The following is a 25405-nucleotide window of genomic DNA, read 5'->3' on the forward strand; positions in this document are numbered from 1 at the left end:
ACGTAATCGCCGCATGGATATCCGACGGAAGCCTCTTGCAAAGCGAAATGGTGGAGCGGTTTTCCCGGCAACCAGCGGCAAGGATTGTCTTTGCGTGCTCCATGCCCAAAGCAGGCATGTCCGTCATGGCTTTCCCGCCGACTGGCGCAAGGCCCAGGGCAGCAAATCTTCTCCGCGCTCCAGAATCAGCCCGGTGGATGCGGCAAGGTTTTCGGTGAACCGGGGGGTGGACGGTCCGACTGTTGCCGGATGCCGAAACAGAAACGGCACGGGATCGGAAACGTGGGTCCGCTTCACCAGCGGGGTCAGGTGGTCGCAGGCGACCAGAACCGCCACGTCCCGACCCTGCAGGCCGGAAAGAACCGGTCCGACGACCTGGGCGTCAAAATCGGCAATGGCCCGGACCTTGTTTTCCAGGCTGCCCTGGTGGCCGCATTCATCAGGCGCCTCGACATGCAGGAAGACGAAATCGCCCTGCTCCAGGAATTGCAGGGCCGCGGCCACCTTGCCGGCATAGTTCGTATCCAGGTAGCCGGTGGCCCCGGGCACCTCCAGAACCGCCATGCCCATGGCCCGTCCCAGCCCTTTGACCAGATCCACCGCGGAAATGACCGCTCCGGTCCGGCCGAAGCGCTCTGTGAAGTGCGGCAGGTGCAGGGGACGGCCCTGGCCCCACAGCCAGATGGCATTGGCCTGGGAGCTGTTGTTCACGCCGTTGTCCAGCAGTTCGGCCGCTTCTTGAACCAGACGCCACAACTCCGGGCACTGCTGATAGGCCTGAATGTCCGGCCCCAGTTGCTGATCCAGAATGTCATGGGGAGGTCGAATGCCCAGCGTGGCTTCCGGGGCGGAAACCTTTCCCGGCTGCACCACCAGGTGCCGGTACTGGACTCCGGGATGAAAGTCCGCGCCCTTGCCGCCGAGACGATCCTGTAGCAGTCTGATCAGTTGGGTTGCCGTGGGCGTATCGATATGGCCCGCGGAGTAGTCCAGCATGATACCATCCGGCTCCAGGGCGGAGACGCGAACCAGGTTGCAGCGCCAGACGAGATCTTCGGTCTGGAGTGCAAGCCCCTGGGCCGCGGCCTCGATGGGCCCCCGGCCGGTGTGGAATTGCGCGGGATCACAGCCCAGCAGGGCCATGTTGGCAATGTCAGAGCCTGGAGGCATGCCGTCTGGAATCGTTCGGCACAGGCCGACAGCGCCTTCGCGGGCCAGTGCGTCCATATGCGGGGTTGACGCGGCGTCCAGGGGTGTCATGCCTCCCAGTTCATCCACGGGCCAGTCGCCCATGCCGTCCGCGATCAAAAATACTAGTTTGCTTGCGCTCATGCGTCGCTTCCTTGGCCCCGCGCCTTACGGCCGGGGTTGGTGCGTTTTGTTGCTTTCTCGAAAATCAAGAGAGTTGTTCTTTCGGCTTTTTTTCCAGGCCCAGCTCGATCAACCGGGCGAGAAGATGGTCAAAGTCCAGCCCATGGACGGCAGCGGCCTGGGGCAGGAGGCTGGTGGCGGTCATTCCGGGCAGGGTGTTCACTTCCAGGAGATAGGCTTGCCCTTCATGGAGGATAAAATCCGCCCGGCTGTAGCCATGCAGTCCGAGGATGCGGTGGGCATGCAAGGCCATGGCCTGGATGCCCCGGCAGATGTCCCCCGCCAGGGGCGCAGGGCAAACCTCCTCGGCCTGCCCGGGCACGTATTTGCTCTTGTAGTCGAAAAAGGACGACTCTTCTCCCGGTCGGATCAGGATCAACGGCAGGGCTTCATCGCCCAGAATCCCACAGGTGACCTCCAGGCCGGGCTGATACTGTTCCACCAGAACTTCCCGCCCCTGCGCCAGAATCCGTTCCACGGCCGGCATGAACTCGCTTTGGAGCCGCACCACCTCGATGCCCAGGCTGGAGCCGCCCAGATTCGGCTTGACCACGTACGGGGGCTTGAAGGGTAGGATTTCTTCAGCCGAGGGGCCTTGAGGAATGAAGAACCATGGGGGGGTGCTCAGATTGTTCTGATGAAACAGCGACTTGGAGGCAGCCTTGTTCAGGGCCAGCATGGAGCCCGCCGGGCCGCTGCCCTGGTATGGCTTTCCCAATCGATCCAGCATGGCCTGGATCAGGCCGTCCTCACCGGGAGCCCCATGCAGGTTGATGAAGACAAAGTCGAAATCCTCGACAAGATGCGGCAGCTTGCCTAGGCCGGCCAAAGGGTCGAACATGGCCACGGAGTGACCCTGGCGGCGCAGGGAGACTTCAATGGGCCCGGCTCCGGCCAAGGAGACCTGTCGCTCGTCAGACCATCCGCCGGCAATCAAAAGAATACGCATTGAATTCCACCTTCATTTCCGCGGAGAGCAGTCGTTCAATGGACTGCCCCTGCTCCAGGGATTCCTGGATATGTTTTATTGCCGTGGCGTTCATTCCATAACGGGTTTGCAGATCAGCAAATCGTTCTTCAAGGGTGACGATTTCCGTGTGCATGACCCGCTTGTCGCTGTAACAAACAATCAAGGATACCGGGTAACTTCGTAAATTCATTGCAAACGGCCAATGCACATGATGCAGCACGGCCCGCGTCAGGACAGGATTGCGGGTTTGTTCCTGAACCCATGCCGCTCCAATCTGGCTGTGGCTGCCGCCGTGAAGAATGGTGTAGAACTTGGCCAGATCATGAAGCATGGCCGCCGCGGTCACGACCTGAACATCGAGATCGGGCAGCAGGGTCTTTTTCATCAGTTCGGCAATGCACTGCGACACCCTGGTCACCGTCAGACTGTGGCTTTGAATGTGCTCCGGCATATCCCAGAGCTCCCACATCTTCCGGCATTCGGCCACGGTCGGAGTCCAGCCAGGTGTCGCACCCAATCGTTCGTCCTCGAGAGGATTGATGGATATTTCGATCTGGCTTGGATTCATGATCGTTCCGGAGCTTGCTCGTTTGACACCCAAAGCCAACATGCTTATCAACAGCGCAATGAAAATGCAAAAGGAGCTGCCTCATGTGTTTAGCCGTACCCATGGAAATCAAGTCCATCGATCAAGATCTGAATATAGCCTACGTGGAAATCTCCGGGATCAACCGCAAGGTACGCCTGGACATCATCGACTACCCGGCCAAGGTGGGCGATTACGTCATCATCCATGCCGGTTTCGCATTGCGCCGACTGGACAGGGAGGATGCCCTTGAAACCATCAAGCTCTTTCAGGAAGGTTTTAACTTTGAAACCAACTGATACCCTGGCAAGGTTCAAGGATCCGGCTCTGTGCGGAAATCTTTTGGACCGGATCCGGGCTGAACTGGACGGCCCCCTGGCGTTCATGGAAGTTTGCGGAACGCACACCATGGCCATTTTCCAAAGCGGCCTGCACTCCCTGCTGCCGCCGGAAATCCGGCATCTGTCCGGCCCCGGCTGCCCGGTCTGCGTGACCCACGAGGGCGAGGTGGCGGCTTTTCTGGAAATGGCCGGCAAGGACGACGTGATCATCGCCACTTTCGGCGACCTGATGCGCGTCCCCGGACCACGGGGAACCAGTCTCAAGCTCGCCCAAGCCGAGGGTTGCCGGATCGAGGTCGTCTATTCCGCCTTTGACGCCTTGGCCCTGGCCCAAAAACATCCCACGGCCAAGATCGTTTTTCTGGGAGTCGGTTTTGAGACCACCGCGCCGACAGTGGCCGCAACGGTGAAGATTGCCGCCGAACAAGGGTTGAACAATTTTTTTGTCTTCGCCATGCACAAGCTGGTCCCCCCTGCCCTGTCCGCTTTGCTTCAGGACCCGGACGTCAAGGTCGACGCCCTGCTCCTGCCCGGCCATGTCTCGACGATCATCGGCACCGAGCCCTATCAATTCTTGGCAACCGATCACGGCGTGCCGTCCATCATCACCGGGTTCGAGCCCCTGGACATTCTCCAGGCTCTTCTGCTGATCATTGAGCAGCGCAAGACCAACCAACCGACCGTGGTCAATCAGTATTCCCGGGCCGTCGCGGATGCGGGCAATCCCCAGGCCAGGAAAATCATGTCCGAGGTGTTCGCCGTATCCGATGCCCTGTGGCGCGGCCTGGGCACCATTCCGCATAGTGGATTGACCTTTCACGGCGACTACCGGCGCTACGACGCCCGCGAGGTCCTCGGCGTGGAAGTCCAAGACCTGCCTCCTCTGCCCGGCTGCAGATGCGGGGACGTGCTCAAGGGCAAAATGAAACCCAGCGCCTGTCCCCTGTTCAGCAAAGCCTGCACTCCCGCCAGTCCGGTCGGGCCATGCATGGTTTCCACGGAAGGAAGCTGCGCGGCGTATTACAAATACGCACTGTAATCAACCTTCCGCCACTTCGCGTCTCCGGCGGGAATAAACAACACTCTCCTCTACCTCTACTTCCTATGCAAACAACGCGACTTCTTCTGGACACCGGCAGCGGTGGCAAGGCCTCGCATCGCCTGATCAAGGACTTGTTCGTGAAGCACTTCAGCAACGACGTGCTGGACAAAATGGACGACGCAGCCCTGATCAACGTGACCGGACCGCTGGCCATGAGCACGGACACATTTACCGTGACGCCGCTGTTTTTTCCCGGCGGGGACATTGGATCGCTGGCCGTGAACGGGACCGTCAACGACGTGGCCATGCTCGGAGCCAGGCCGCTCTATCTGAGCTGTGCCTTTATTCTGGAGGAAGGCCTGGAAATGTCGGATCTGGAGCGAATCGTGCAGTCCACCGCCCAGGCCGCGGCCAAGGCCGGAGTGAAGATCGTGACCGGGGATACCAAGGTCGTGCCCAGGGGAGCCGTGGACAAAATGTTCATCAACACCACGGGCATCGGTGAAATCATGGTCCAGCCCTGCCCCCAGGGACACCGGGCCGCACCGGGCGATGCGATTCTGGTCAGCGGGACCATGGGAGATCACGGCCTGACCATCTTGGCCACACGGGAGGGATTGAGCTTCGAGGCTCCGATCCAGAGCGACTGTGCCGGACTCGGACACCTGATCGCCAAGCTGCTGCAGGCCATTCCGGAGATACACGTCCTGCGCGATCCCACCCGCGGCGGACTGGCCACCACGCTCAATGAAATTGCCGGACAATCCGGGGTCCAATGTCTGATCCGCGAGGACGCCGTGCCCGTGAACCCGGTGGTCTCCGCCGGTTGTTCCTTTCTCGGCCTGGATCCCCTGTATCTGGCCAATGAGGGCAAGCTGATCTGCATCCTGCCCGCCCGCTACGCTGAACAGGCGCTCTCCATCATGCGCGAGGATGAATTCGGCCGGAACGCAGCACACATCGGCGACATCACCGACGAGCATCCGGGCCGGGTCGTCCTGCGGACGCCCCTGGGCGGCCACCGGCTCCTGGACATGCTTGAGGGAGAGCAGCTTCCGCGAATTTGCTGAGGTCCGGTAAATTGTTCAGCGCGTTGGTTAACAATCGAAAAAGGTTGTTCATTCGGTTGGATCATGCTTTGATATGAACCGCCCGCTCCCGTTGGTCGCTCATGGAAGGCACAGAGTTCGCCCAAGAAGAAGTTCTTTCACTCCCGCAGGGAGCGGCAATCCTTTTGGAAAGCAGCCCTTTCCCTGCTTTCCAAAATGTTTTCTTGGCGTCATTCGTGCCTTAAGCGAAGCGGGCGGTTCAATTCACGCTGACGAAATCAAGACATGAACGATTCGCTGGCTTACCAGGACTTCATCGCTCCGAAACCGCCCCCAGCGCCATGCTCAGCTCCCGGCAATGTTCTTCCAGGCGCGGGAGAATGATCATCAATTCCGCACGGGAAAATCTGTCCAGAAGCGGTTCGTAGCCGTCCAGAAGTTCATCCGGGGAAAACGACGGCAGCAGACGTCCCAATGCGGTCAGGGCTTCACCTTCGGCCCCATGTTCCCCCAGCGCGGCAGAGAATCCCCGAACCGCGCTTTCCATCACATTTCGATCCATCCAGACCCACTCGCCGACTCCGTCCTCCCTGTCCAGGCGTACCCGCAGGGCCAGGTCAAGAACAAAAGCAAACAGGGACGACAGGAGGTTGTCCGTCTCAACCAGGGGGCCATAGTCCCGGGCCGTGGTCAATCTGACATCCACGTCCTGTCCTTCCCAGCGGACAATAAAATCTCCGGCCGCATGGCTCCAGGGATGAATACCGGCCCCGGTCTTTGGGTCGAGGCAAAGCGTCAGAATGCGTCCGACCTGAAAGAATACCTTTTCCAGCTCCGATTGACCCAGGCGGCGAATCCCCTGGTCGTGGTCCCACAGTAAAAAGCTTCCGTCGCCGCAGACATGAAACTCGTGAAACCCGGAAAACCAGGGCACGACCAGAAGCGATGCGGTCTCGTCGGCCATGGCATACTGCGGCCGGGGCAAAAAGGGAGTACCGGGTTTGTCCTGGAGAATGCTGAGCACCCTCGATTCGTGCCGCAACGCCTGCTTGCCACGCTTTGAAATGGCCACCAGCAGAGCGAATTTGGCGGCAGCGCCACCACGCCATGTTATGCTCAGGCTAGCCGGATGGTACAATGCGCCATGCTTTTCCGCCCGGACCGAAACGATCGCCGGCTCGCCTTCAACTTCCAGGAAAGTTCCGAGGGACCGCAGAAGCCGACAGTCGTCGCGGAGCAGAGCCTGCCGGATGAACGCAAAGTATTCACCATAGCTCGTGCCCTGATCGCAGCCTTCCAGAGGAATGCGCAGATTGTCCTCCGTCACCGGCAAATCGCCATCCGGCGAGGAGACGAGACAAGCAATCTCAGGCAGACAATTCGGGTTTATCATGCAAACCTTTATCCATTTCGGCCCGTACTCTTGGCAGAGCTTGGGGATGTTCACGCTGGACGTATTCCAGCAGTTTCTCGCGAACATGGCAGCGCAGATCCCATGCCGCTCCGGCATCCTCGGCACTCATCAAGGCACGCAGTTCCAGGGTCCGATCTGTGGCATCCGTGACCTGCAGGCCCCAGACCCGCCCGTCCCAGTTCGGACTCTCCTTGAGTATCCTGTGCAATTCGGCCCGCAGGACATCCACCGGAACTGTATAATCCGTGTACAAGAAAACCGTGCCCAATATTTCCGAGGTAACCCGGGTCCAGTTCTGGAACGGCTGCTCCATGAAAAAGGTTATGGGCACGATCAACCGTCGCTGATCCCAGATGCGGACCACCACGTAGGTCAGGGTGATCTCCTCGATCCGACCCCACTCCCCCTCCACGATGACCACGTCGTCCAGCCGAATGGGCTGAGTCAGGGCGACCTGGACCCCGGCGAACAAGGTGGAAATGCTGCGCTGGGCCGCAAAACCGGCAATGATGCCGATAACGCCGGCGGAAGCAAGCAGGCTGACCCCGATCTGGCGGACATTATCCAGGGTCATCAGCATTGATGAAATGGCGATCACCGAAATGATGAAGATCAGTATCCGACGCAGGATGCCGATCTGCGTGTGCATCTTTCGGGCGGCCAGATTGTTCTTTGTATTGATCTGAAAGCCCCGTAAGGCCGCTTCCTGCAGCAGCGACGTGAAGCGGATCAAGGACCAGGCAATGGCCAGGATGAACAGGATGCTCAGCACATGCCGGAACGTTTCCAGCATTTCCTCCGGCATGACCAGGTTCGGTGCAATCACCATCAATACCAGGAGCGGGAAAAGCAATCGCGAGGGCGCGGTCAAATGCTTGGGCACAAGCGCCAGGAGCTTGTCCGAAGCTTCGGGAAAGAGGCGGTGCAGCATGTGGAACAGCACCCCGTGCAGGAACAACCCGATTGACAGGGCAACAAGAATGGTGGTTACGGCTACGCCCAGCCCCCACCAGTCCACTTCCCAGAAATCATTCAGTACCGCGTTCAGATCCAGCATATCTCGTCATTCCCTTCCATAAGCGAAACGCATGGCTTCAGCACCTTGGGTGCCTCGCGCCATGCTGCTCATTCATGCAATGGGCTTAGCCCAATTTTCTTTGCGCATCGAACAGTCGCATTTTCTTGGCCAACTCCTTCCAGTTGCACTGCTGCAGCACCCGGACCTGACGATGGATATGGTTCTCGTTGATGGCGATCTCCTTGTCCCGTTCATCAGTGATTCCATAGAAAGGCAACGTCACCCAGAAGGCCTTGTTCTTGTAGGAATCCAGAGGAGTGAAGACATCCTCACGCCGATTGTAAAAAGGATCTTCGTCTTCAGCGCAGGGGGTGTCGAAGACGTTGAATTGGCGGCAGGCCATGGGACGCAAAGCGTGGATGCCGCAAACGTCATGCACCAGAAACGGGCAAGGCTGCCCTTCCTGAAAATTTTCCAGCTGGGCTGCCAGCAACTCCCGCTCCTCACCGTCAACCTGTTCCGTGCAGTACCAAGCCATTCCCGCCATTTCCAAGGGATAAATCGGGACAGCGGCATGGATGCGGCAACAGCTGGCACAACCTTTTTTGCATGCCAGCGCCCTTGCGTTCGTGGAAATCTCCTTCGAAATTCCCTCGTCTACCCCCTGATCCACAATGGAGTAGGCGTCCAACAGTCGGGACAGCCAGGTGAGCTTTGCTTCGGCATCGGGAAAGCTCAGTCGTTTTTCAGGATAGACACTGCACACTTCCATATTTTCCTCCAAAAGGATGATCATTTTCAGACTGAGGTTAAAGATGTCCATGAAGATAAACGCACACTCTAACAAGCAGGCTCACTTTGGACAACCTTTCCAGGTTGCATCAAGCCGGACCGCACTGAGAAATTACGAAAAAAAAAGCATGCCGGCTAAAGCCGAGCATGCTCACTACCAGACATATGCTTTGGAGTCGTTCAAAGACCATGCACGTGCTTACGCATACTGCCGGCGGCTCTCCTCCGCATCCTCCTCACCAGCCAGACAGACCATATTGCGGCCGCTTGCCTTGGCCCTGTACAACGCGGCATCCGCCTCGCCCAGCAAGTCCTCATTTTTTGCAAAAAAACCGGTTTCCATTGATGCAACGCCGATACTCGCCGTCACCTTGAAAAATTTTCCCTTGAAGTGAAAGCGACGCTTGGCAATGGATTCAAGGATTCGCCCCGCCAGGATGCCCGCCTGCTCCTGCGTAGTGTGGGGGAGCAAAACCACGAACTCTTCTCCGCCAAACCGGGCCGGAATATCTGAACTACGCAGAATGTCCCGGAGCAGTCGCCCGATATCCTGCAAAACCATGTCCCCGGCCTGGTGACCATAGTTGTCGTTGATGCTTTTGAAAAAATCCAGATCCATCATCATCAGGCTGAGCGGAATCCGGTAGCGTTGATGGCGCTTCACCTCCTGGATCATCCGCTCGTCAAAATAGTGACGATTGGGTAAACGGGTCAAGGCGTCCCTGTCAGCCCGAGTGCGCATTTGCTGGAAGAGCAAGGCGTTGCGCAATGCCAAGGCCAGATGGTTCACCGCGGCCAGGATGGTCTGCAACCGGTCGCGGCCCAAGCGGGAAATTTTTTCCGAGGCGATGCTGATGCATCCATAACTTTTTCCGCCGAAACGTAACGGAAGGACGAGAACATCATCCTCGCGGACATCTTCGATGACTTCCATGCTCTCGACTTTGGACATGAAATTAACATGGTAGCCGATGATCTTCTGATCAGCATGTTTTTCGGCATGTTCGAGCAGAAACTGGATCATTCTATCCTGGATCTGCTTGCCTGAATGCTCATGTATGAAGATTTCCGACTCCAATTCCTGGTTCTGATTGCTTTGCCAGAAGATTGCATCCACGCTTTTGACTGGCAAGAGGATGCGCAAATCTTCATGGGCCTGGTGCAGAATTTCAATTGTATCCAAAGAAAAACTGGCATTGGTGAGGATCTTGTTGAAGAACTGCAGCAGATCCGCCTGACGTGAAAGAATTTCCCGCTCCAGGCATATCTCCCTGGCCATGTGATACAAGTCCTTATAGAGTCCCTGAGACTCCATAAGCTGGTCCACAAGCGCCTTCACCTTCTCCGGCTCAAAGGGATAACGGAGTACGCTGGAAAAGCCGGCATCCACGACACGTTCCAGGTCGCACTGGGCAACAGGCGCATCCAGGACCAGCACACGTGGAGGAAAATTCTCATCAGAGAAAGAATATCGGGTCAATCTGGCGATCTGTCCGTTCACTCCGCGCCAGGAAACAAGTGCCATCAACTTGTTGTCCATTTCTGGACGACCGTTCCCGGAACAGGGAAACACAAAACGTTCCAGAGAGAATTCCGGTCCCAGAATTCCCTGCATTTCCTCTTCTTCACGTGGACCAAGCCCTATGGCCAAAACTTCGGTCCGGCTATGGGATTGATTCCCTTGCATGATAATCGCCTCTCCTGGTTTGGAATCTCGACGCATTCAGTCGGATAATTGCAAGAGCAAGGCCAAAAAGGGCGATTATCAAATATAGGAATGATAGTGTTACATCATTGCCGGCATGGATGCGGCTACTGCCAGGGAGATTTCATTGATGGAACGTGATACTTCACGGCCAATCAGATCCAGCTTGGCCAGTTCAGCGATACGAGGCCGCAGGCGGTTCAACTCTTCCGGGGTAAAGATTTCATCAAACAATTGACACGCGCTGACGAGGCTGACCAGCACCGCCTCCCGCGGGTCAGGTATGTTGTCGCTCATGATCAATTCGCGCAGGCGGCTTTTCACTTCCTTGACTTCGCGATCATCCATCAGCGGGTAGCGACGAACGGCAAAAACCCACAGGATTTTGCGATCCTCAATCTTCAGCACGCTTTTGTTCACAAGCTGTTGCAGAACATGATCCTGCAAATCCCGCATATGCCAGGCAAGCTCCGTCAGCCAATAGGTGGTGCCGCACTCCGTACGCGAAGACGCCAGCCGCTCCAGAACAAGGTCCAGCAGTTCATCGCCCGTGGGCTCGGTATTGATCACCTTGAGTGCATCAAGATCCGTGTCGATTCGGTCCAGCAGGGCCAATTCCGTGAGCAGAGCCCCGACCAGGGCGTAGCGCAGGGCCTGAGGCGGCAGGGGCTTGATTTTTCCATTCTGGTCATCCAGAGCCAAAAGCAGGATTTCTTCAGCAAAGGTCAACATAGGCATGTCCTTCGTGTTCACGGCCATCGCAAAGTGTGAAAGCTGGTCCTCAGCCGGTTTTCATCTCGGCAGATGCATCCCGAGATGAATCCATCTGCCTCTACTCGCTCTCAAATCATGATACAAGAAAAACCCTACCAACCATTGCGGTGCACCCGCTCTTCCTTGAATCGGTCCTGGAGTTTGAATTCCTGTAGCGGCCATCCCAAGGGAACGACGGCATGGGGTTCGATCCCGGCCGGCAGTTGGAGTATCCGGCGCACGGCATCCATACGCTCCTGGATTGGGCAGACCCCGGTCCAGACCGTTCCCAGCCCCAAGCCGCGCGCAGCCAGGAGCAGATTCTGAACAGCGGCGGCCAAATCCTGCACCCAATACCCGGGATACTTCTCCAAAGCCAGTTCAGCGCACACCACGATCCCCATCGGTGCGTCTCGCAGCATGCCGATATACGGATGAATCCGACTCAGCTCCTCCTTCAGGACCAGGTCCGTGACCACCACGAAATGCCATGGCTGGGCGTTTCCCGCACTGGGTGCGATCATGGCGGCACCGAGAATCTTGTTCAGATCCTCATCGCTCACCTGCTTGTTCGGATCGAATTTGCGGATGCTCCGCCTGGTATGCAACGCTTCGAAAAGATCCATGGCTGCCTCCTTGGTTTTGGTTGGAATTGGAAGAGATATTTTCATGAACCGGCACGCATCGCAAGCCGGACCTCGGCGAGTGGGTATTCCAAGTTGCTTCCAGGAAGATACTGATCAATTCAACTTACATTCTTACAAAATCGCAATCGAAAACGAAATCGGAACCGAACCGGTATCGCAGTAGTCCATTGTCATTTTATCGATTTCGATTGCGATTGCGATTGCGTTAGCGATGGGGGGGCGGTATTTGCATATCCAATAACAAGTAGGCCAATTTTGCCTTCGACCAGACGCTGCATTGTCAGGCTTTCAATAGTGTCGTACTGCCTGCATTCAAGATTATGACCCGACTTTGGCCCTGCGCAGCGTGTTCCGGTCATGTTCATCTCAGGACAAATCGAGACAGGCGGGTAGTTTCCAATCTCCACGACAACCGAAAGCAATCCAATCAGCAATTCAATTGTCCCCATGAATAGTATCCAAGGCATTGCGCCGCAAACCATTCCGCGGACGATCTTCAAGTCATCCGATTTCATCTGGTATGGTCTCGGAGCGGCGACGCTGGCCATGCTGTTCATCGTCAGCAGGCACAATTTTCTGCTTTTCCACGGCATGGCCGAATTGTTCTCCATTGCCGTTGCCTGGGCCGTGTTCATGCTGGTCTGGAACGCTCGGAGCTACATCAACAATGATGCCCTGCTTCTGCTCGGATCCGCCTATTTGTTTATCGGGTTCATGGACCTTCTGCATACCCTGGCCTTCAAGGACATGGGCTTCTTTCCCGATGCATGGAGCACCAACCTTCCTACCCAGCTCTGGATTGCGGGGCGATACATGGAAGGCCTCGCCCTGCTGCTCTTCTCACTCCTGTTGGGACGCAGGATTCACCCATTGATCGGATTGACCTTCTGGGCCGGCCTGGCTGCGATCTTGATGGGCATGATTTTTTTCTGGTGCATTTTTCCCGATTGCCATCTGGAGAGCATCGGTCTGACGCCCTTCAAAATCTGGAGCGAGTACGTCATCTGCCTTGTACTGCTGGCTGCCTTTGGCATTCTGTATCGCAAGCGCGCCATGCTGGACGCGAAGGTCTACAGGCTCATGGCAGGATCCATGGCCGCGAGCGTCGCCGCGGAACTGACGTTCACCACCTACCTGGGGTCTTTGATATTTCCAATATCGTCGGCCATTTCCTGAAAATCATCTCCTACATGTTCATCTACCTGGCCCTGATCAGGTGCGGACTGACCAATCCTTATGATCTTCTGTTCCGGGAACTGGAGCGTGAGAAGGCTATGTTGCGGGAGACGCAGCGCCATCTCAGCCTGATCGTGGATACGGTTCCAGCTCTGATCTGGCAAAAGGACCATGACGGAACATACCTCCAGGTGAACCAAACCTTTTGTAAGACGCTCGGAATCTCTCAGGATCACATCCTGGGCAAAACCGACCATGACATCTTTCCGAGAAAGATTGCCGACAAATTTCGTGAACTTGACCTGGAAGTGCTGCGTACGGGCACGGAGCAGATGGGCATGGAGGAACAGTACGCCTCGATATCAGGCGTGCACGGCTGGAGGCTCACGGATCGCATGATTTTTCGGAATCATAATAATTCTCCAGCAGGAATCATCGGCTTTGCCAAGGATATCACCCAGCACAAGACAGCTGTGTTGAAAGCCGGCGAGCAACAGGAACAACTGCTTCAGGCCGCGAAAATGACCGCGCTGGGCACACTTGTGGCCGGCATGGCCCATGAGGTGAACAATCCCAACAATTTCATCATGCTCAACTCCCCTCTCCTGGAAAAATCCTGGCATGACGCCGTGCCCGTTCTGGAGGCGCATCAGAAACGACACCCGGAATTCACCTTGGCCGGAATTCCCTTTTTACAGATGCGGGAATATGTAACGGAACTTTTTCCGGAATTAACGAAGGCAGCAAACGAATCAAACGCATTGTGTCCGAGCTGAAAAATTTCGCAAGGCAATCCCCCCCTGATATGCATCAGGAAATCCAACTGAATCAGGTGATCGAAGCCGCCCTGGTCATGCTTCGCAAAACCATCACCCAGCATACGCATCATTTCACTGTTTTCATTGGCCCCAAATCTGCCGTTGATCCGGGGAGACTTTCAGAAGCTGGAACAAGTGGTCGTCAATCTGCTGATCAACGCATGCCAAGCCCTGCCGAATAAAGATCACCGGATTGCCTTGGAAACCTTTCCTTGCACCAAAAGGAGTAAAATCGCGATGCGCATCACCGACAACGGCTGCGGCATCCCTCAGGAAATCGTCGGCCGAATCTGCGACCCTTTTTTCAGCACCAAGCAGGACCACGGCGGCGTCGGGCTGGGCCTGACCATTTCCATGGCCGTGGTCCAGGACCATGGAGGTCAGATGCTTTTTGCATTCAGCACCGGATCTGGGCACAACCGTCACCGTCTACCTGAACGTTCTCGAATAATGCCTCATATCCCCTCCAAGCATCCCATATTTATCGTCGACGATGAACAGCGGCTCCTGGAAGGAGTGAACTATACGCTGCGTTCCGCCGGATATGACGACGTTGCGACATTCAACAACGGGCGGGACATCCTGTCCTTTCTTCCCGATCTCGAATGCTCTCTGGTCCTGCTGGACTTGTACATGCCGGACGTTTCCGGAGAGGAAGTACTGCTGAGACTTCGCGAAGAGTGTCCACATGTCGTGGTGGTGGTCATCACCGGGGTGGACGAAACGGAAACCGCCGTACGTTGCATGAAGGCCGGAGCATTCGACTACCTTGTCAACCCCGTGGAACCGGAGCAGCTTATCGCCACGGTCCGTCGTGCGCTGAGCCATGCCGTGTTGATTCGCCAGAATTTTAATCTGCGCCAACGACTTCTTACAGGCAAACTGGATCATCCCGAAGCCTTTGCCGGAATCATTACCGCAAATCGGAAAATGAACACGATTTTCCAGTACCTGGAAGTCGTCGCTCCGGCATCGGATCCGGTTTTGGTCACTGGAGAAACCGGAACGGGCAAGGATCTGATCGTTTCAGCCCTGCATCAGATCAGCGGCCGGGACGGTCCGTTGGTCGCCTTGAACGCGGCCGGCTTGGACGACAACATCTTTGCGGACACGCTGTTCGGCCATGTCAAGGGCGCATTCACCGATGCCGCTGTCGCACGTCAGGGCATGGTGGAACAGGCCCGAAACGGCACCTTGTTTCTGGACGAAATCGGGGACTTGACATTATCCTCCCAAATCAAGCTACTCAAGCTGATCCAGGATCGTGAGTTCTATCCCCTGGGAGCTGACAATCCCCGCCAAAGCAGGGCCCGGATCGTCCTGGCCACGAACCGGAACCTGGAAGATGAAGTCCGCCGCAACCGGTTTCGCAAGGACCTTTTCTACAGAATCAACACCTATCACGTGCATCTGCCCCCGCTTCGGGAACGCCCTGAAGACATCCCCTTGCTGGCCAATTATTACCTCGCCCAGGCTGCCGAAGAATTCAAAAGCTCGTTCCGGCATATTGAACCGCAACTAAGTAATTTTCTTCAGGCCTACAATTTCCCGGGCAACGTCAGAGAGCTGCGCGCCCTGATCTTCAACGCCGTGGCCCACGGTGGACAGGAAATCCTGATCCGCAGTCTGTCCCGACTCCTCAAAACCTCTCACCCTCCCGTCCTGCAGGACAATCCCCCTTCCGAAAAAATCATGTTGTTTCCCGATCCTCTGCCGACCATGGATCAAGCCATAGAATTGCTGGTCCGGGAAGCCATGCGCCGTGCTCACGGAAATCAGGCCGCGGCAGCGCGCATGCTCGGCATATCCCGCCAAGCCATGCACAAGCGCGTACACTAGGTAACGCTGGAAAATCAGCCGAACAGCCTCCAGTCAACTCATATTGACAAACCCTCTGTCAACATAGACTGACGACCAGCCGTATTCTTTCAACAACTCGGACATCCTCATCTGATTGTAGCAACGTGCCTGCCTCACGGGAATGAACTTGTTGTTCTATGCCGTTTCCGAATCAGCTGTATCCTCTCTCATCCGTCAACATAGATTGACAGCATCCCTTCCTCCCCCCCCAGCCTCCACAAAAATAGCACATAATTTCAGAATGATAGGCAAGCATGCATGATTGGTACAATCCATGCTCAAGAGATCCTATCCTGGTCGCCCCGCACTCAAGTACCTGCAATGCAGATCGTGCCTGAAAGCGGACCAGTACCTTTCCAAATCGTGACAGCTTTCTCCAATCCCAAAGAGTGGCCATGGCTTCAAAGTGCATCCTGATTGTCGAAGACGAACCGAAGTTTCGTTTTTCCTTGAGCCTTGTTCTCCGTCAGCAGGGATATGCCGTTTACGAGGCCGGACACGGAATGGAAGCCATGGCAATCCTGGGTGAACTGTCGAAAAGCAATCGAAACGTTGATCTGGTCATCACGGATATCAGAATGCCGCGGATGAGCGGCATCGAACTGATGGAAGCCCTGTCCCGGAAAGCCGTCGCACCCAAAATTATCGTCATGACCGGTTATGACCACAATGAATATGCGCCGAAAATGCGAGCCATGGGCTGTTGGAAAATCATTAACAAGCCCTTTGATGCGGACGAGTTGTTGCGTGAAGTTGCCTCTGCCTTGAGTGGGGGCGAATACCCGGTTTCTTTGCCGTAAACACGTCTAACAGGAGAAGGTGGCATGAAAAACATGAAGCTTGGGCTGAAGATTGGCATGGGGTTCGGCTTGTTGATCCTGATATCTTGTTTATTGGGCGGCATGGCTGTTTGGAACATGAACAGCGTGGAGCATGAAGCCGAGCGACTGGCCAATGCCTATGTGCCGGAAGTGGCTGTGGCCAACGAGTTGGAGCGCAACGCGCAGCAAGTCATGTACGCTATCCGCGGCTACGGTTTCACCGAGCAAACGAACTATCTGGATGAGGGACGCAGGGAATTGGAGGAACTGCGTCAGACCCTGGCTGACGCCCTGACGCTGTCCGAACAGCAAAACTTGCCTGCCCTGCGTGACAAAGCCCGGACCGCGGAGGAGCGGGTCAAGGAATATGCCGGGCTGGTGGAGCAGACAGCGTCCACCATTCAGGCCATGAATGCCGACCGGCAGGCCCTGAACACCGGAGCTGCCCAATTCATGCAGAGCGCCGAGGACTTTCTGAACTCCCAGAATGAGGCCATGGTCCGTGAAATTACCCAGGAAGCAACTCCCGCGGCCCTGCGCGAGCGTCTGGACAAGATAAACCAGATCAACGAAATCATTGACGCCGGCAATGCTTTGCGAATCCAGGTCTGGAGAGCTCAGGCCGAGCGCAACGTGACCCAGGTGGAACAGGCCATGGACCAATTTGGTGTCATTGAACGTCATCTGGAGGCCATCCAGACCACAACCCGTCAGGAAGCCAATCTTCGCCAGCTGGCCATGATCCGTGAAGCGGCCAATATCTATCGCAATGCCATGGCCTCTCTGATCAAAAACTGGCAAGCTCTGGACCAGCTTGGGACCAGACGCACTGAGGTGGGTTACCAAGTTTTGACAGTGGCTCAGGAAACCGCCCAACTGGGGATGGACCAGACCCAAGGTATTGCCAACAATGCCGTTACCAACCTCGGGCAGGCCTCTTTCATGATGCTGATCGGCCTGGGCATTGCTCTTGTTTTAGGAATCATCATCGCCATATTCCTGACCCGGGCCATAACCTTGCCCGTGGGGCTGGGTGTTTTCTTTTCCAAGGAACTCGCCCAGGGCGAGCTGGACGCCAAGCTGGCCGTGAACCAGAACGATGAAATCGGCATCCTTGGCAAGGCAATGCAGGATATGCAGAACAAGTTGCGGGAGATCGTTGGCGAGGTCAAATCGGCCTCGGAGAACGTGGCCTCGGGAAGCGAGCAGCTCTCCGCCTCGGCCGAACAGATGTCCCAGGGCGCCACGGAACAGGCCGCGGCCGTGGAAGAAGTTTCCTCGAGCATGGAAGAGATGACCGCCAACATCAGGCAGAACGCAGATAATGCGGCCCAGACCGAAAAAATCGCCCTGCAGGCGGCCAAGGACGCGGAAAGCGGTGGCAAGGCCGTGGCCCAGACCGTCACGGCCATGAAGCAGATCGCGGACAAGATTTCCATCATTGAGGAGATCGCCCGCCAGACCAACCTCCTGGCCCTGAACGCGGCCATCGAGGCGGCTCGGGCCGGAGACGCGGGCAAAGGCTTTGCCGTGGTCGCCGCGGAAGTTCGCAAACTGGCCGAGCGCAGCGGCACGGCAGCCACGGAAATCAGCGAGCTGTCCACGTCCAGCGTACAGGTGGCCGAGCAGGCCGGAGAAATGTTGGTCAAGATCGTCCCGGACATCCAGCGCACGGCCGAACTGATCCAGGAGATCAATGCCGCCAGCCGGGAGCAGAGCATCGGTGTGGAACAGATCAACAAGGCCGTGCAGCAGCTGGATCAGGTCAGCCAGCAGAACGCCTCCGCAGCCGAGGAAATGGCCTCCACCTCCGAGGAACTTTCCAGTCAGGCCGAAGAACTGCAAACCACAATGGCCTTCTTCAAAATGCGCGGAGATCTTGGAAACCGCGGCCGCTCCCAGCATGCGCGAAGCGTCACCAGGTCGGCTCGAAACATCCTTCCGGCAAAACCACCCGCGATCAAGCAGTCAAATAATGCCGGATTTGCGTTGGACATGGCTTCTGAGAAGGACGAAGAATTTGAAAATTCTAAGTACTCAGCTTGAGCGTAAAAATGGCGGCTTTTAAAAACTTGTGGCAAGCATGACCTGGATTCCAGGCCTTCGCGGGAATGACTTGATTTTTCCAATCCCGTCTCCGAGTCAGTCATACCCGCGAGGGCGTATCCACTCCGTTTTTACTCGGATGAGCTGAGTAGTTACGAAAAAAATTCTAAGTAACTGCCCCAGCTGCGTGTTCCGGCTTGTCTTGCCATAAAATGTGTAAAGCAGTTACATTCTGAGTTATGCGTTGATATTTATTCGGGAGGCATGAAATGAACGAAAAAATCGGCAAGATGTTGAGTCAATATCTGACCTTTACGCTGGACAGGGAGCTGTATGCCATGGACATCGCCAAGGTGCGCGAAGTTCTTGAATATACGGAAATTACCCGCGTACCGAGAACGCCGGAATTTTTGCGCGGAGTGATCAATGTCCGCGGCCGGGCCGTTCCGGTGGTGGACATGCGCCTCAAGTTCGGGTTGAGCAAGACCACTCAAACCGTGAACACCTGCATCATCATCGTGGAAGTGGACGTGGATGGTGAATCGACCATTCTGGGAGCTCTCTCCGACTCGGTTCAGGAAGTGATCGACCTGGAGCCAGACCAGATAGAGCCCGCGCCCCGTCTGGGCACCAGGATCAAGACCGAATTCATCGAGGGCATGGGCAAAAGCGGAGACCAATTCATCATTATCCTGAACATCGACAAGATCTTTTCCGCGGAGGAACTGAGCGTGGTTCAAGATGTTGGCGAGGAGGAAGGCCAGGCGGCGTGAAGATGCCGCGAATTATCCGCTGACAACCCGGTGATCGACATGATCACGAAAAAACGCCTTCCTGCTTCATGAGCGGGAAGGCGTTTCGTTGTGGGTCTCAGAAACGGTTCAAGCGAGGGATTTCAGCGAGGGGTAACCAGACCCGGCATAGCCCACCTCATGGGTGCTGTTGCATGCGTTGCAGGAGCAGCATGTCCGCCAGGGTCAGACAGACCATCGCCTTGAGCACGGGGACGATTCGGGGGATGGCGCAGATGTCGTGGCGGCCTCCGATACGCAGTTCCTGCTCCCGGCCCTGGGTGTCGATGGTGGTCTGGGGCTTGGCGATGGAGGGAATGGGCTTGACCGAGGCCCGGATCAGCACGGTTTGCCCCGTGCTGATGCCGCCGAGAATGCCGCCGGCATTATTCGATGCAAATCCCTGGGCCAGGATCGGATCATTGTTCTCGCTGCCCAGCATGCGGGCGGCCTGGAAACCGGAACCGATCTCCACGCCTTTGATCGCGCCCACGCCCATCAGGGCGAAGGCCAGGCGGGCGTCCAGCTTGTCCAGCACCGGCTCGCCAAGTCCCGCGGGTACGCCCCGGGCAACAATCTCCACCACCCCGCCCAGCGTGTCGCTCGCGTCCCGGACGGCCTTGATCCGTTCTTCCCATAAGGGAACAACGTCCCTGTTCGCGGCAAAGAAGGGTCGATTTGCTGCGGCCTCCATATCCACGGAACCGGCGGCAATCCCGCCGAGTTCGACGGTGTAGGCCGTCACGGCAATGCCCATGGTCGCCAGCAATGCGCCGGCAATGGCGCCGCCCGCCACCCGGCAGACGGTTTCCCGCCCGGAGGAGCGCCCGCCGCCGCGATGATCGCGAATACCGTACTTGGCCTGATAGGTGAAATCGGCATGGCCGGGCCGATATACGGTCTCCAGACGACCATAGTCCCGGGAACGCTGGTCCTCGTTGGGAATGGAAAAACCGATGGACGTGCCCGTGGTTCTGCCCTGGTAAACACCGGACAATATCCGAACCCGGTCCGATTCGCTGCGGCTGGTGGTCCCCAATCCCTGGCCGGGCTTGCGGCGATCCAGCTCATGCTGGATCACGTCTTCGTCCAGGGCAATGCCCGCGGGACAACCATCCACAACGCCGCCCAATCCGGGGCCATGGGATTCGCCGAAGGTGGTCAGGCGAAACACCCGCCCGAACGTGTTCCCGCTCATGCCGCCTCCTCTGGTATTTGTCGCGAAGCAGCGTTCAGTGTTTTCGTTGTTTCTGCGCTGCAACCGCTCCCTTGTTCATCCAGTAGACGCTTTGTATCCTGAACATTGTACTCCGGTCCCATACGCCGCAGGACATCCTCGACAGCTTTGGCATCCTGGCTGCGGGCGGCTGATTTCATGGAGGTGACGGCCGTTCCAGATAGCCCGAAAACGCGGAGACCGGTTGTAGAGCCGACCTCAGGTACCGGCTGAACCGTCCATGGTGGGAAATAACATGAAAAACTCTCTAAACTAAAGGAGTGAACGGAGGTGAGGAGATATTTCACAAGAAAGAACACTGCTGATGCCGACAACCAAGAAATCAAAGTCGCGCCGACCAGAGACTGTCCAGCCGTTGGGTAGCGGTAATCTGACGGGTACGGACGATCAGCAGGACCAGCCAGAGCACGCCCATGGCGGCAAGGGACGCTCCCATGGCGTGCCACATCTCCGGCTCCATGCCCCCGCCGGAGGAGGAGATCACGGACGGATGAATACTGCGCCACAAGCGGGTGGAAAAAAACACCAGCGGAATGTCCACGAAAGCCACGATCCCCAAAACCGCGCACAGGGTGCGGCGTTTGATGTGGGGCAGCGGCGACGTTCGGAGAACCAGATAACCTGTGTACACGAACCACATGATCAGGGCCGTGGTCAGGCGCGGATCCCAGGTCCACCAGACGTTCCAGATCGGGCGGGCCCACAGGGAGCCGGTGATCAGGGCCAGGCCGCTGAACAGGACACCCAGTTCCGCTGCCGAACCGGCCAGGGCATCCCAGAAGTCGGTTTTGCGCAGAAGCACTCCGACACTGCCCACAAAGACCAGAAAGAAGCTGAGCAGCGCCCACCACGCCATGGGCAGGTGCAGATAAAAAATCTTCTGCACCAGGCCCATGGTGAGTTCCACGGGCGCATGCAGCCAGATGACCAGATGGGCGATCACCAGAAGAAGCGCGGCGATCACGGCCAGATACGGGAGATAAGGAGTTTTTTTCATATTATTGATCGGTGAACGGCATTACGGCTCAAACCGGACAACCGTCAACCTTCCCGAAAAACCAGGGGAAAAAGAATCAGCGCCACAGCGGTAAACAGTGCGTCAAAAGCCAGAATCAGGACCATCCACTGGGTTTCGTCCTGGATACCCACGCCGGCGAGCAGGCTGCCGCCGACTTTCACCCCGCCGAGAAGCAGGGGAACCAGAAGTGGAAAAAGGATCACGCTGAGCAGGGATTCCCTGGCGGCCTGCCCCTGGCTTAACGCGCCCAACAACGATCCCATGACCACGAGGCCCAGATTCATGGCCGCGACGAGACCAAGAGCCCAGAGCCATTGCCCGTGCAGGGATTGGCCGAGAAAGACCACGAGTCCAAGCAGGAAAAAGATCTGGGCCAGAAAGAGAAGTACGGCCCCGGCCAGGGCCTTGCCCAGGAACACGGTTCCCGGAGCGATGGGCGCCAGCAGCAAACCCAGGCGGACGCTGTTTCCCTCTTCAATGTGGTACAGCGCGTTGAACAGCAGGACCAGACCGAAAACCGAAGCCAGCCAAAAGATGGACGCGGCGGCCTGCCCGCTCATGGTCTCTCCGATGGGCAGGGAGAGGCTGAAGACGAAAATGATCAACAGCCCCAGTAAAACGGTCTGCACCAGCCCCAGCCCCAATCCGAGCATCAGTCGCAGATCCTTGAAGGTCAGGATCAAAAATCTAGGCATTGGCGACCCATTCGGAGTAGTTCGCAGTGCTTCCCAAGAACGCCTGCCCCTTGTTTTCCAGGACCAGCACCCGATCCGCCAACCGAAGATCGCGCTGAGCGTCATGGCTGACCCAGGCCACGGCCGCTCCGCGGGACTTGGCCTGACTGATCTCGCGGTCCAGGATGTCCCGGGAGGCGGTATCCAGCCCCGTGGCCGGCTCGTCCAGGAGCAACAGCCGGGAGTTCAGCAGCAGTATTCGCGCCAGACTCAACCGCTGGGCCATACCCCGCGAAAAGGTTCCCGCCCGCTCCAGGGCCGCGACTTTCAGCCCGACCCGGTCCAGGACGCCGATGATGGCGTCCGAAGTCGGCGATAGGCCGTGCATGCGTCCCCAAAACTGAAGGTTGTCCATGGCCGTCAGGAACGGGTAAACGCAGGTGCCGTGTCCCAGATAGCCGATTTCACCGCTTTCCATGGACCAGTCGATCTCGCCTCCGGTGGGCGTCAGCAGGCCGGCGATAATCTGCAGGAGCGTGGATTTCCCTGCCCCGTTGGGGCCCAGAACCAGCAGCACCTCCCCGGGGGCGATGCGCAGGCTGACGTGCCGGAACACAAGTCGGGAGCCGAAAAAATGGCTTACCTTACGCAGATCGACCAGCCCTGTGTCTTCGCGCTCCATGCCCTGGTCCGATGTCATGACGTGATGGCCGCCGGCCTGATCAGGCGGTGGCTGTTTCGGTTTCCCGCCGCACGCCTCGAGATGTGCGTAATGCGACAAACCCCACCAGACACAGCAAGGTCCCGCCGATCCAGACCCAGTTCACCAGCGGATGCGTGCTCATCCTCAGGCTGATGATGTCATCCTCGGTAAAGCCCAGCAGGGTTGCATAGAGTTCCTCGCCTAGGCTGAACCGGGTGGCGATTTTCGCATGGGGACGATCCCAGGTGCGGTAGCTGCGCCGCTGCGGCCTGATCTCGCCGATGACTTCGCCGTCCCTGGAAATTTCCAGTCGTGCGGCAAAAACCATCATCGCCGGAGTGCTCCACGTCTCCATGCCCTGGTAGGTTATGGTGTAATCCCTGATGGTCATGGATTCGCCGGGAGACAGGATCGCATCGACCTCGGTCTTGTAGGGTCCGGAAACGGCAATGCCCAAAACCATCAGCGCCAGTCCGAAGTGCACTCCGTATGCGCCCCACGCGGTACGTCGCCGGCGCAGCCCGGGCTCCAGAACAAACAGCATCACGATGCTGACCAGAATTCCCAGACCGGCGCTTGCTCCGATCAGCGCCAGGGGCATGCGGATGCCGCCGAACCAGAGCACCACGCCCAGAGCCACCCAGATTCCGATCAATGCCGCCAACCACTTGCCGTGGCGAACGCCCTCTTTCCACTGCACCCAAGGGCAAATCATCAGGATGACGGCGATCAGCGCGAAGAGCGGCAGGCAGACACGGTTGTAGAAGCCTGCATCCAGACCCATGGGATTTTCACTCCACAGGGAACTGATCACCGGCCAGAAGGTTCCCATCATGACCACCAGACCCAGAGTCAGCAGGATCCAGGCCGTGATCACGAGCAGACCTTGTCGGCTGAGCAGGCCGCTCAGCTCCTGATTATCACGACTGGGTCCGAAAAAGAGGATCAAACCCGTGAGCATCATGCTGAAAATCATAAACAGCATCAGCGGGGTTCCCACGCCGCCGTCGCCGAAGGCATGCAGGGAATCGATTACTCCGCTGCGCACCAGATAGGTGGCCATGAAGCACAAGACCAGAGTCAGGACCATCAGGAGCACGTTCGTCTTGCCCAGGGCTTTGCGGCCCTGGCCAACGATGGCGGTGTGCAGGAAGGCCGTAGCGCTGAGCCAGGGAATCAGGGAAGCGTTTTCTACGGGATCCCAGGCCCAGTAGCCGCCCCAGCCCAATTCCAGGTACGCCCACCATCCGCCGAGGATGATGCCCATGGAGAGAAAGATCCAGGAAGTCAGGGTCCAGTTGTGGCCGACCTGAATCCAGGATTGTTTTTCTCCGGCAATCCAGCTGGCCAGGGCCAGACAGGCCGGAATAGTAAACCCGGCGTATCCCAGAAACAGCGTGGGCGGGTGAATGATCATCCCCGGATGCTGGAGCAGAGGGTTCAACCCCTGGCCGTCCAGGGGAGCGGGAGAAATTTCAATGAACGGGTTTTGGACCCCGGTGAGCAGGTACATGAAGAAGGTCTGGACGCCGAGAAAAAAAATCCAGAAAAAGACCTTGGTCTGGCTCCCCAGCCCCTGGTACTTGGGAGAGAAGACCCACACCGTACCGAAAATGACCACCATCCAGGCCCAGAACAGCATGGAACCGGCCTGGCCGGCCCAGAAGGCGGTCAGGGTGTAGAACATCGGCAGGGTCAGATCGGAATAGCGGCTGACGTAGACCAGCGAAAAATCACGGCTGTAGAATGCATAGAACAGAAACAACGAACTGATGGTCACCAGGGTGCAGACGACGATCTGGGAGTTCTCCACCCAGGACAGAAGGCGCGATCTGCCTTCCCATGCCTGATAAATACAGGCCGCGGCTCCCAGTAAAGAGATCAGCAAAGCTGCCAGCAAAGAAAAATACGGAATGATGTGCATGAACAATCTCCAAAAAAAACGGCCCGCTCATCTCATCCGCGGACCGCTTCTGCAAAAGAATGGGGAAAGATATCAGCCGGAACGGTTCTCCGCTTCATACTTGGACGGACACTTGGTCATCAGGGTCTTGGCATGGAAGTACTCGGCCTGGGCCTGGTACCCGCCCTCCAGGATCACCTCGGCCCCGGGCTCGAAGAGATCCGGCACGACGCCGCGAAACTGTACGGGAATTCGCTTAGAAGGATCGTCGCTGTCCTCCAGAAGAAACTGCACACCCATGGAATCCGCGTCGTACGCCAGTCCCTCCTTGGCCACGGTGCCAAAGAGGCGGATCTGTCGAATATCCTCGACAGGCATCGCCAATGCCTCGGAAACATTAAGAAAATAGATACTGTTTTGCTTCAAACCAGTCATCAGCAACGTCCCGAAACCAGCAATAAACAGAACCAAAGCGACGGCATACACCATTCGCGAATTTTTTGCTTTTCTCATGGACCTTTCACCTCATGTATTGATTGATGAAGATTGGACCATAACTATTTCCGCAATGCCTGACAAGAACTTGGCGTAAATCGGCCCACATAAAGCAACACAACAAGACTTGAATGCACTGCGACAACGACGGGGGCTTCTACGTTTATGATCTACT

The 25405-nt window shown here is 57.1% G+C and carries 26 protein-coding genes; 10 read left to right on the forward strand and 16 right to left on the reverse strand.

The window, feature by feature from the left end; all coding sequences use genetic code 11:
* Positions 1-123: 123 nt before the first annotated feature.
* The 3 genes from BLP93_RS01125 to BLP93_RS01135 all read right to left on the reverse strand — a co-directional run bounded on the left by BLP93_RS01125 (position 124) and on the right by BLP93_RS01135 (position 2909).
* A complete protein-coding gene (locus BLP93_RS01125) occupies positions 124-1332 on the reverse strand; it encodes a cofactor-independent phosphoglycerate mutase (RefSeq protein WP_092116353.1) in 1209 nt (402 codons plus the stop codon).
* A 64-nt stretch (positions 1333-1396) separates the two neighbouring features.
* Positions 1397-2320, reverse strand: coding sequence for a D-alanine--D-alanine ligase family protein (locus tag BLP93_RS01130; protein ID WP_092116355.1), 924 nt, complete (start codon positions 2318-2320; stop codon positions 1397-1399).
* Entirely contained in the window at positions 2286-2909 is a 624-nt protein-coding gene (locus BLP93_RS01135; protein ID WP_161946144.1) for an HD domain-containing protein, read from the reverse strand. The genes BLP93_RS01130 and BLP93_RS01135 overlap by 35 nt, the downstream gene beginning before the upstream one ends.
* Positions 2910-2992: 83 nt before the next feature.
* On the opposite strand from BLP93_RS01135, the gene BLP93_RS01140 reads away from it, so the two are divergent.
* The 3 genes from BLP93_RS01140 to hypE all read left to right on the forward strand — a co-directional run bounded on the left by BLP93_RS01140 (position 2993) and on the right by hypE (position 5380).
* Positions 2993-3226: a HypC/HybG/HupF family hydrogenase formation chaperone gene (locus BLP93_RS01140; RefSeq protein ID WP_092116530.1), complete on the forward strand. Its 234-nt coding sequence runs from the start codon at positions 2993-2995 to the stop codon at positions 3224-3226.
* Complete coding sequence (gene hypD / locus BLP93_RS01145; RefSeq protein ID WP_244148606.1) at positions 3213-4307, forward strand: hydrogenase formation protein HypD; 1095 nt, start codon at positions 3213-3215, stop codon at positions 4305-4307. Before BLP93_RS01140 ends, hypD begins: the two co-directional genes overlap by 14 nt.
* 65 nt (positions 4308-4372) lie before the next feature.
* Positions 4373-5380 carry a hydrogenase expression/formation protein HypE gene (gene hypE / locus BLP93_RS01150; RefSeq protein ID WP_092116361.1) on the forward strand — a complete coding sequence of 336 codons (1008 nt, stop codon included), beginning with the start codon at positions 4373-4375 and terminating at the stop codon, positions 5378-5380.
* Positions 5381-5672: 292 nt separating this feature from the next.
* On the opposite strand, the gene BLP93_RS01155 is transcribed toward hypE, so the two are convergent.
* From BLP93_RS01155 to BLP93_RS16510, 7 genes are all read right to left on the reverse strand, one after another.
* The gene (locus tag BLP93_RS01155; RefSeq protein ID WP_139162875.1) at positions 5673-6752 is read right to left on the reverse strand and encodes a hypothetical protein; all 1080 of its coding nucleotides are present in this window, start codon (positions 6750-6752) and stop codon (positions 5673-5675) included.
* A complete protein-coding gene (locus BLP93_RS01160) occupies positions 6727-7830 on the reverse strand; it encodes a mechanosensitive ion channel family protein (RefSeq protein ID WP_092116365.1) in 1104 nt (367 codons plus the stop codon). Before BLP93_RS01160 ends, BLP93_RS01155 begins: the two co-directional genes overlap by 26 nt.
* Positions 7831-7915: 85 nt before the next feature.
* A complete protein-coding gene (locus BLP93_RS01165) occupies positions 7916-8563 on the reverse strand; it encodes a YkgJ family cysteine cluster protein (RefSeq protein WP_161946145.1) in 648 nt (215 codons plus the stop codon).
* A gap of 219 nt (positions 8564-8782) precedes the next feature.
* The gene (locus tag BLP93_RS01170) at positions 8783-10270 is read right to left on the reverse strand and encodes a GGDEF domain-containing protein (protein ID WP_161946146.1); all 1488 of its coding nucleotides are present in this window, start codon (positions 10268-10270) and stop codon (positions 8783-8785) included.
* Between the two features lie 99 nt (positions 10271-10369).
* A complete protein-coding gene (locus BLP93_RS01175; protein ID WP_161946147.1) occupies positions 10370-11026 on the reverse strand; it encodes a GOLPH3/VPS74 family protein in 657 nt (218 codons plus the stop codon).
* Positions 11027-11154: 128 nt separating this feature from the next.
* Positions 11155-11667, reverse strand: coding sequence for a nitroreductase family protein (locus BLP93_RS01180; protein ID WP_092116372.1), 513 nt, complete (start codon positions 11665-11667; stop codon positions 11155-11157).
* Positions 11668-11858: 191 nt separating this feature from the next.
* Positions 11859-12137, reverse strand: coding sequence for a hypothetical protein (locus tag BLP93_RS16510; RefSeq protein ID WP_139162876.1), 279 nt, complete (start codon positions 12135-12137; stop codon positions 11859-11861).
* Here BLP93_RS16510 and BLP93_RS01185 point away from each other — a divergent pair.
* The 7 genes from BLP93_RS01185 (at position 12136) to BLP93_RS01210 (ending at position 19182) form a co-directional block, all read left to right on the forward strand.
* Entirely contained in the window at positions 12136-12864 is a 729-nt protein-coding gene (locus tag BLP93_RS01185; RefSeq protein ID WP_092116374.1) for a membrane-associated sensor domain-containing protein, read from the forward strand. The genes BLP93_RS16510 and BLP93_RS01185 overlap by 2 nt on opposite strands.
* 14 nt (positions 12865-12878) lie before the next feature.
* Positions 12879-13640: a PAS domain S-box protein gene (locus tag BLP93_RS01190; protein WP_092116376.1), complete on the forward strand. Its 762-nt coding sequence runs from the start codon at positions 12879-12881 to the stop codon at positions 13638-13640.
* 29 nt (positions 13641-13669) lie between these two features.
* The gene (locus BLP93_RS17315; RefSeq protein ID WP_244148616.1) at positions 13670-13864 is read left to right on the forward strand and encodes a hypothetical protein; all 195 of its coding nucleotides are present in this window, start codon (positions 13670-13672) and stop codon (positions 13862-13864) included.
* Positions 13818-15521, forward strand: a complete 1704-nt coding sequence (locus tag BLP93_RS01195; RefSeq protein ID WP_244148615.1) for a sigma 54-interacting transcriptional regulator — start codon at positions 13818-13820, stop codon at positions 15519-15521. Before BLP93_RS17315 ends, BLP93_RS01195 begins: the two co-directional genes overlap by 47 nt.
* 416 nt (positions 15522-15937) lie before the next feature.
* Positions 15938-16342 (forward strand): response regulator, encoded by a 405-nt coding sequence (locus tag BLP93_RS01200; RefSeq protein WP_092116380.1) that lies wholly within the window; start codon positions 15938-15940, stop codon positions 16340-16342.
* A 24-nt stretch (positions 16343-16366) separates the two neighbouring features.
* On the forward strand, positions 16367-18409 hold the full coding sequence (locus BLP93_RS01205; protein ID WP_092116382.1) for a methyl-accepting chemotaxis protein: 2043 nt from the start codon (positions 16367-16369) through the stop codon (positions 18407-18409).
* 269 nt (positions 18410-18678) lie between these two features.
* A complete protein-coding gene (locus BLP93_RS01210; RefSeq protein WP_092116384.1) occupies positions 18679-19182 on the forward strand; it encodes a chemotaxis protein CheW in 504 nt (167 codons plus the stop codon).
* 157 nt (positions 19183-19339) lie between these two features.
* Here BLP93_RS01210 and aroC read toward each other — a convergent pair whose 3' ends face one another.
* From aroC to BLP93_RS01245, 6 genes are all read right to left on the reverse strand, one after another.
* On the reverse strand, positions 19340-20398 hold the full coding sequence (gene aroC / locus BLP93_RS01215) for a chorismate synthase (RefSeq protein WP_092116386.1): 1059 nt from the start codon (positions 20396-20398) through the stop codon (positions 19340-19342).
* Between the two features lie 361 nt (positions 20399-20759).
* Positions 20760-21434 carry a cytochrome c biogenesis protein CcsA gene (gene ccsA, locus BLP93_RS01225; RefSeq protein ID WP_092116390.1) on the reverse strand — a complete coding sequence of 225 codons (675 nt, stop codon included), beginning with the start codon at positions 21432-21434 and terminating at the stop codon, positions 20760-20762.
* Positions 21435-21478: 44 nt separating this feature from the next.
* Positions 21479-22150, reverse strand: coding sequence for a heme exporter protein CcmB (locus tag BLP93_RS01230; protein WP_092116392.1), 672 nt, complete (start codon positions 22148-22150; stop codon positions 21479-21481).
* Entirely contained in the window at positions 22143-22829 is a 687-nt protein-coding gene (locus BLP93_RS01235; protein ID WP_244148607.1) for an ABC transporter ATP-binding protein, read from the reverse strand. The genes BLP93_RS01230 and BLP93_RS01235 overlap by 8 nt, the downstream gene beginning before the upstream one ends.
* A 22-nt stretch (positions 22830-22851) precedes the next feature.
* Positions 22852-24756: a heme lyase CcmF/NrfE family subunit gene (locus BLP93_RS01240; RefSeq protein ID WP_092116394.1), complete on the reverse strand. Its 1905-nt coding sequence runs from the start codon at positions 24754-24756 to the stop codon at positions 22852-22854.
* Between the two features lie 72 nt (positions 24757-24828).
* Positions 24829-25248, reverse strand: coding sequence for a cytochrome c maturation protein CcmE (locus BLP93_RS01245; RefSeq protein WP_092116396.1), 420 nt, complete (start codon positions 25246-25248; stop codon positions 24829-24831).
* Positions 25249-25405: the final 157 nt, after the last annotated feature.

Source organism: Desulfonatronum thiosulfatophilum (genome assembly GCF_900104215.1).
In the GTDB taxonomy this organism is placed as follows: Bacteria; Desulfobacterota; Desulfovibrionia; order Desulfovibrionales; family Desulfonatronaceae; genus Desulfonatronum; species Desulfonatronum thiosulfatophilum.

What these genes read in the sequence shown, in the direction of transcription:
- BLP93_RS01125 (WP_092116353.1), bottom strand. Translation starts at nt 1,332, where the DNA reads ATGAGCGCAAGCAAACTAGTATTTTTGATCGCGGACGGCATGGGCGAC.
- BLP93_RS01130 (WP_092116355.1), bottom strand. Translation starts at nt 2,320, where the DNA reads ATGCGTATTCTTTTGATTGCCGGCGGATGGTCTGACGAGCGACAGGTC.
- BLP93_RS01135 (WP_161946144.1), bottom strand. Translation starts at nt 2,909, where the DNA reads ATGAATCCAAGCCAGATCGAAATATCCATCAATCCTCTCGAGGACGAA.
- BLP93_RS01140 (WP_092116530.1), top strand. Translation starts at nt 2,993, where the DNA reads ATGTGTTTAGCCGTACCCATGGAAATCAAGTCCATCGATCAAGATCTG.
- hypE (WP_092116361.1), top strand. Translation starts at nt 4,373, where the DNA reads ATGCAAACAACGCGACTTCTTCTGGACACCGGCAGCGGTGGCAAGGCC.
- BLP93_RS01155 (WP_139162875.1), bottom strand. Translation starts at nt 6,752, where the DNA reads ATGATAAACCCGAATTGTCTGCCTGAGATTGCTTGTCTCGTCTCCTCG.
- BLP93_RS01160 (WP_092116365.1), bottom strand. Translation starts at nt 7,830, where the DNA reads ATGCTGGATCTGAACGCGGTACTGAATGATTTCTGGGAAGTGGACTGG.
- BLP93_RS01165 (WP_161946145.1), bottom strand. Translation starts at nt 8,563, where the DNA reads ATGGAAGTGTGCAGTGTCTATCCTGAAAAACGACTGAGCTTTCCCGAT.
- BLP93_RS01170 (WP_161946146.1), bottom strand. Translation starts at nt 10,270, where the DNA reads ATGCAAGGGAATCAATCCCATAGCCGGACCGAAGTTTTGGCCATAGGG.
- BLP93_RS01175 (WP_161946147.1), bottom strand. Translation starts at nt 11,026, where the DNA reads ATGCCTATGTTGACCTTTGCTGAAGAAATCCTGCTTTTGGCTCTGGAT.
- BLP93_RS01180 (WP_092116372.1), bottom strand. Translation starts at nt 11,667, where the DNA reads ATGGATCTTTTCGAAGCGTTGCATACCAGGCGGAGCATCCGCAAATTC.
- BLP93_RS01185 (WP_092116374.1), top strand. Translation starts at nt 12,136, where the DNA reads ATGAATAGTATCCAAGGCATTGCGCCGCAAACCATTCCGCGGACGATC.
- BLP93_RS16510 (WP_139162876.1), bottom strand. Translation starts at nt 12,137, where the DNA reads ATGGGGACAATTGAATTGCTGATTGGATTGCTTTCGGTTGTCGTGGAG.
- BLP93_RS01190 (WP_092116376.1), top strand. Translation starts at nt 12,879, where the DNA reads ATGTTCATCTACCTGGCCCTGATCAGGTGCGGACTGACCAATCCTTAT.
- BLP93_RS17315 (WP_244148616.1), top strand. Translation starts at nt 13,670, where the DNA reads ATGCATCAGGAAATCCAACTGAATCAGGTGATCGAAGCCGCCCTGGTC.
- BLP93_RS01200 (WP_092116380.1), top strand. Translation starts at nt 15,938, where the DNA reads ATGGCTTCAAAGTGCATCCTGATTGTCGAAGACGAACCGAAGTTTCGT.
- BLP93_RS01205 (WP_092116382.1), top strand. Translation starts at nt 16,367, where the DNA reads ATGAAAAACATGAAGCTTGGGCTGAAGATTGGCATGGGGTTCGGCTTG.
- BLP93_RS01210 (WP_092116384.1), top strand. Translation starts at nt 18,679, where the DNA reads ATGAACGAAAAAATCGGCAAGATGTTGAGTCAATATCTGACCTTTACG.
- aroC (WP_092116386.1), bottom strand. Translation starts at nt 20,398, where the DNA reads ATGAGCGGGAACACGTTCGGGCGGGTGTTTCGCCTGACCACCTTCGGC.
- ccsA (WP_092116390.1), bottom strand. Translation starts at nt 21,434, where the DNA reads ATGAAAAAAACTCCTTATCTCCCGTATCTGGCCGTGATCGCCGCGCTT.
- BLP93_RS01230 (WP_092116392.1), bottom strand. Translation starts at nt 22,150, where the DNA reads ATGCCTAGATTTTTGATCCTGACCTTCAAGGATCTGCGACTGATGCTC.
- BLP93_RS01235 (WP_244148607.1), bottom strand. Translation starts at nt 22,829, where the DNA reads ATGACATCGGACCAGGGCATGGAGCGCGAAGACACAGGGCTGGTCGAT.
- BLP93_RS01240 (WP_092116394.1), bottom strand. Translation starts at nt 24,756, where the DNA reads ATGCACATCATTCCGTATTTTTCTTTGCTGGCAGCTTTGCTGATCTCT.
- BLP93_RS01245 (WP_092116396.1), bottom strand. Translation starts at nt 25,248, where the DNA reads ATGAGAAAAGCAAAAAATTCGCGAATGGTGTATGCCGTCGCTTTGGTT.